This is a genomic window from Thermogladius sp. (assembly GCF_049970955.1).
Taxonomy (GTDB): domain Archaea; phylum Thermoproteota; class Thermoprotei_A; order Sulfolobales; family Desulfurococcaceae; genus Thermogladius.
This window is the reverse complement of record NZ_JBMFLY010000087.1, coordinates 1-3,091: the sequence shown is the minus strand read 5'-3', so window position 1 is coordinate 3,091 and position 3,091 is coordinate 1. Positions and strand designations below refer to the sequence as shown.

Here is a 3,091-nt window from a genome sequence, read left to right as displayed (position 1 = left end):
GACCCCGTCCAACCGGGATATCTCGTCGTGTATTCTTATCATCTCCTCGGACGACCTCGCGAATATGAGCGCGATCACGTCGTGGTCGCCGGAGGTCACCACCAGGTGCTTCACGTAGTCCCTTTTCTTGAGCTCCTCTATCACGTTGAACAGCTTGTCGGGCTCGACGTTCACACCCGTTATACTGACCTTACTGTAGCCGAGCTTCCAGGGGTCTACTATAGCGGTGTACTTCTTTATGACGCCCTCCTGCTCTAGTTTCCGAATCCTCTTCATCACCGCTACGTCGCTTAGACCGACCTCTCTCGCGATCTCGCTGTAGGTGGACCGGGCGTTCTTCAACAGCTTGTCGATTATCTTCAGGTCTACTTCGTCGACCATTCCTCATCGAACCTGTCCGGCACTTTACTTACCCTGAAAACACCGACCCTCTTATAGTCCTCTTCGCCCTCCGGCTCTATGTACTCCTCTAACTCGGCGTCCCCGCCCAGGCTCTTCATCACGTAGGCGAGGTCTTCGACCCAGTCCCTGATACCGCAGGTGTGGCAGAAGGACCCCTGGAACTCGACGACCACGGTACCGTCGTCCCTCACTTCTACGAGCCTAGCCTCTGCCTCGGGGGCCCGGAACCTGTTGTAGAGCTCGATGGACTTGAGCACGAAAAAGTACTTTTTGTCCTCGTCCAAGAACGACACCTCTTTACTCGACGACTATGTCCTTGGAGGACTCCCAGACGCCGTGGAGGTTGCAGTACGCCTCGGCTATGAGCCTCCCGCTCTTGGCTAGCTTGATGGTTACCTCGACCACGGGCTCGTGGTAGACCGGCTCGAAGACGTACCTCCCCAAGAACACGGGGTTGAAGGCCCTGCCCTCCTCCTTGAAGTAGAGCTCGACCCACCTGATACTGTGCTCGACGGTGTTCGGGTGCGGCCCCACCTCGACCCTGACCTTGAACGGGGTGTTCTTGCTCACCTTGTCGGGGGCGTGGATCCTAGGTGTGTGGGACTCTACCTTGGCTATCGCCTCGCCGCTAGCCCTCTGAGGAGTGTATATGAGGTTGCCCAGCTCACTCATCTAACTCACCCTTTCGGATTCCTAACTGTTTAATTAAAAATAAAGTTAATAAAGTTAACTTTGCTAATAGGGCAGGCCCGCCGCGACCTCGGACAGGAGGGCCTCCGTCACCTCGAAGGGGGCCAGCTCCACGTACCTCCTCATGCTCTTCCTCGAAACAACGCTCTTGAACAGCCGCTCCACCTCCCCGGGCGTGAACCCGTAGTCGCCGAGCCCTTCGCTGAACCCCACCCTCTCGAGGAACCCCCTGAAAGCGGACGCGGCCCTTTTAGCGTCCTCGCTTCTCGGCCTCAGGCCGGGGTCTACAGCGGAGAGGATCCGCCAAGTAGTCTCGGGCCTCGCCTTGTAGATGTACTCTATCAGCTTCGCGTGGACGAGCGCGAGGCCAGCCCCGTGGGGTAGTTTGGGGTTGTAGGCGCTGAGCACGTGCTCTAGGCCGTGCCCCAGGTGCGTTAGCGAGTGGTCTATGGCGATCCCGCCGAGCATCGATGCGTAGAGTAGCCAGTACCTCGCCTCCAAGTCCCTCGGGTTGCCCACTACCCTGGGCAGGTACTCGAAGACTTTCCTAGACGCCTCGACGGACAGCAACTCCGTGTAGGGGCTGGACGCCCTGGACGTCGCCGCCTCGATCGCGTGGGATAGGGCGTCTATACTGGTGTAGACCGACTGGTTGACGGGCAGCGTGAGGGTGTACCTCGGGTCGTCTACGCCGTAGTCGGGGTAGCCCGCCGGGAAGCCCCTCTTCTCCAGCTCGCCCTCGTCGGTGAGGACGGCGAACCTGTCCACCTCGCTACCCGTCCCGTGCGTGGTGTTCACGACGAACAGTAGCGGCTTCTCCCTGGGCGCTTGCCTCAGCCCGTAGAAGTACTCGCGGACACTCCCGCCCCCGGCGACGAGGACCCTGGCAGACTTGGCCAGGTCTATCACGCTACCGCCGCCTATAGCGATGAACTCCACGCCGCCCTCGCTCCTGTAGTACTCGGCCAACTCCTCTGCCTGCTGGAGCGTCGGGTTGGGGGTCGCCCTGTCGTACACCACGTAGCTGACACCGCTCTCCTCGAGTACCCTGGTGACCTCTGCTAGCGCGCCGCTCTCGACTGCCGACCGCCTCCCGGTCACGATAACGGGCCTTCGCATCGACGACAACACGTTCTTTAACTCCGCGAGGCCGTTGACGCCGAACACCAGGTTCACGCCGCCGTTGTAGACTCTAAACGTGGGGGTCATAGAGCTCGCCTTGAAGCTGTTTAATTTATAGACACCAATAATATTACTTGGCCTCTAATACAGGGGTGCTTAGCGTTGGAGGACCGCGACCTGCTTATCGCCATACTGAAGAAGTTGCTGAGGGCGGAGGAGAAGAGCGCTCCTCCGAGGGGCGAGGTCGGGCTCTCGCTCGACCAGGTCGACGTGGACTCGCCTCACGGCGTGTACAGGTACTCGAGGGAGAACTCGAAGTGGGTGCTGATATCCGTCGACGACGAGGACTTCACCCAGAAGCTGGAGCCGGGCAACTACGTGGTTTACTTCGACAACGCGAAGTGCCCCGCGTGTAGGGTCTACGACATGTACTGGTACCCGTTCGTCAAGCTGCTGGGTGACGCCTACCCCTTCAGCTACCTCGTAGTCCTGTGCAACTGGTTCAGCAAGGACTGCGGGAGCAAGGCGGCCTCGAAGGCGTTCGAGAAGTTCGACGTCCACGCCTCTCCCACGACAGTGATAATGACGGTCGAGAACGGCGGCAGGATCGCGAGGAGCGTGAAGGTGGAGGGCGTGAAGAGAATGGACGAGCTGGCTAAGATCGTCGAGGACTACCTCAAAAAGGCCGGGTAGACCTCGCCCCGCACCCGAAGTCGCCCCTGCTCTCGGTCCGAACCGCGCTATGCCTTCGCGGCCGCCTGGACGCTGACGGGTAGCCTTACGGCACCCCCGCCCACTGGGTGCCTGCCCAGGCACGCCCGTTGGGCCTGTCAGGAGGGGCCGCGGCCCACTCGTCTAGGCTGCTTGGCCTCAATAG

At 60.4% G+C, this 3,091-nt stretch carries 5 protein-coding genes; 1 reads left to right on the top strand and 4 read right to left on the bottom strand.

What is annotated here, in order from left to right; translation table 11 throughout:
* From ACP5VX_RS06765 to ACP5VX_RS06750, 4 genes are all read right to left on the bottom strand, one after another.
* Window positions 1-381: Lrp/AsnC family transcriptional regulator (locus ACP5VX_RS06765; RefSeq protein WP_428725121.1), on the bottom strand; the 381-nt coding region annotated here is incomplete at its 3' end.
* Window positions 366-695: a hypothetical protein gene (locus ACP5VX_RS06760; protein WP_428725120.1), complete on the bottom strand. Its 330-nt coding sequence runs from the start codon at window positions 693-695 to the stop codon at window positions 366-368. The genes ACP5VX_RS06765 and ACP5VX_RS06760, both read right to left, overlap by 16 nt.
* A gap of 4 nt (window positions 696-699) precedes the next feature.
* Window positions 700-1,074, bottom strand: coding sequence for a class II SORL domain-containing protein (locus ACP5VX_RS06755; protein ID WP_428725119.1), 375 nt, complete (start codon window positions 1,072-1,074; stop codon window positions 700-702).
* 63 nt (window positions 1,075-1,137) lie between these two features.
* Window positions 1,138-2,301: an iron-containing alcohol dehydrogenase gene (locus ACP5VX_RS06750; RefSeq protein ID WP_428725118.1), complete on the bottom strand. Its 1,164-nt coding sequence runs from the start codon at window positions 2,299-2,301 to the stop codon at window positions 1,138-1,140.
* A 75-nt stretch (window positions 2,302-2,376) separates the two neighbouring features.
* On the opposite strand from ACP5VX_RS06750, the gene ACP5VX_RS06745 reads away from it, so the two are divergent.
* Window positions 2,377-2,907 carry a hypothetical protein gene (locus ACP5VX_RS06745; protein ID WP_428725117.1) on the top strand — a complete coding sequence of 177 codons (531 nt, stop codon included), beginning with the start codon at window positions 2,377-2,379 and terminating at the stop codon, window positions 2,905-2,907.
* The last annotated feature ends 184 nt before the right edge of the window (window positions 2,908-3,091 follow it).

Excerpts from the sequence above, each read along its gene's own strand:
- ACP5VX_RS06755 (WP_428725119.1), bottom strand. The coding sequence starts at position 1,074 with ATGAGTGAGCTGGGCAACCTCATATACACTCCTCAGAGGGCTAGCGGC.
- ACP5VX_RS06750 (WP_428725118.1), bottom strand. The coding sequence starts at position 2,301 with ATGACCCCCACGTTTAGAGTCTACAACGGCGGCGTGAACCTGGTGTTC.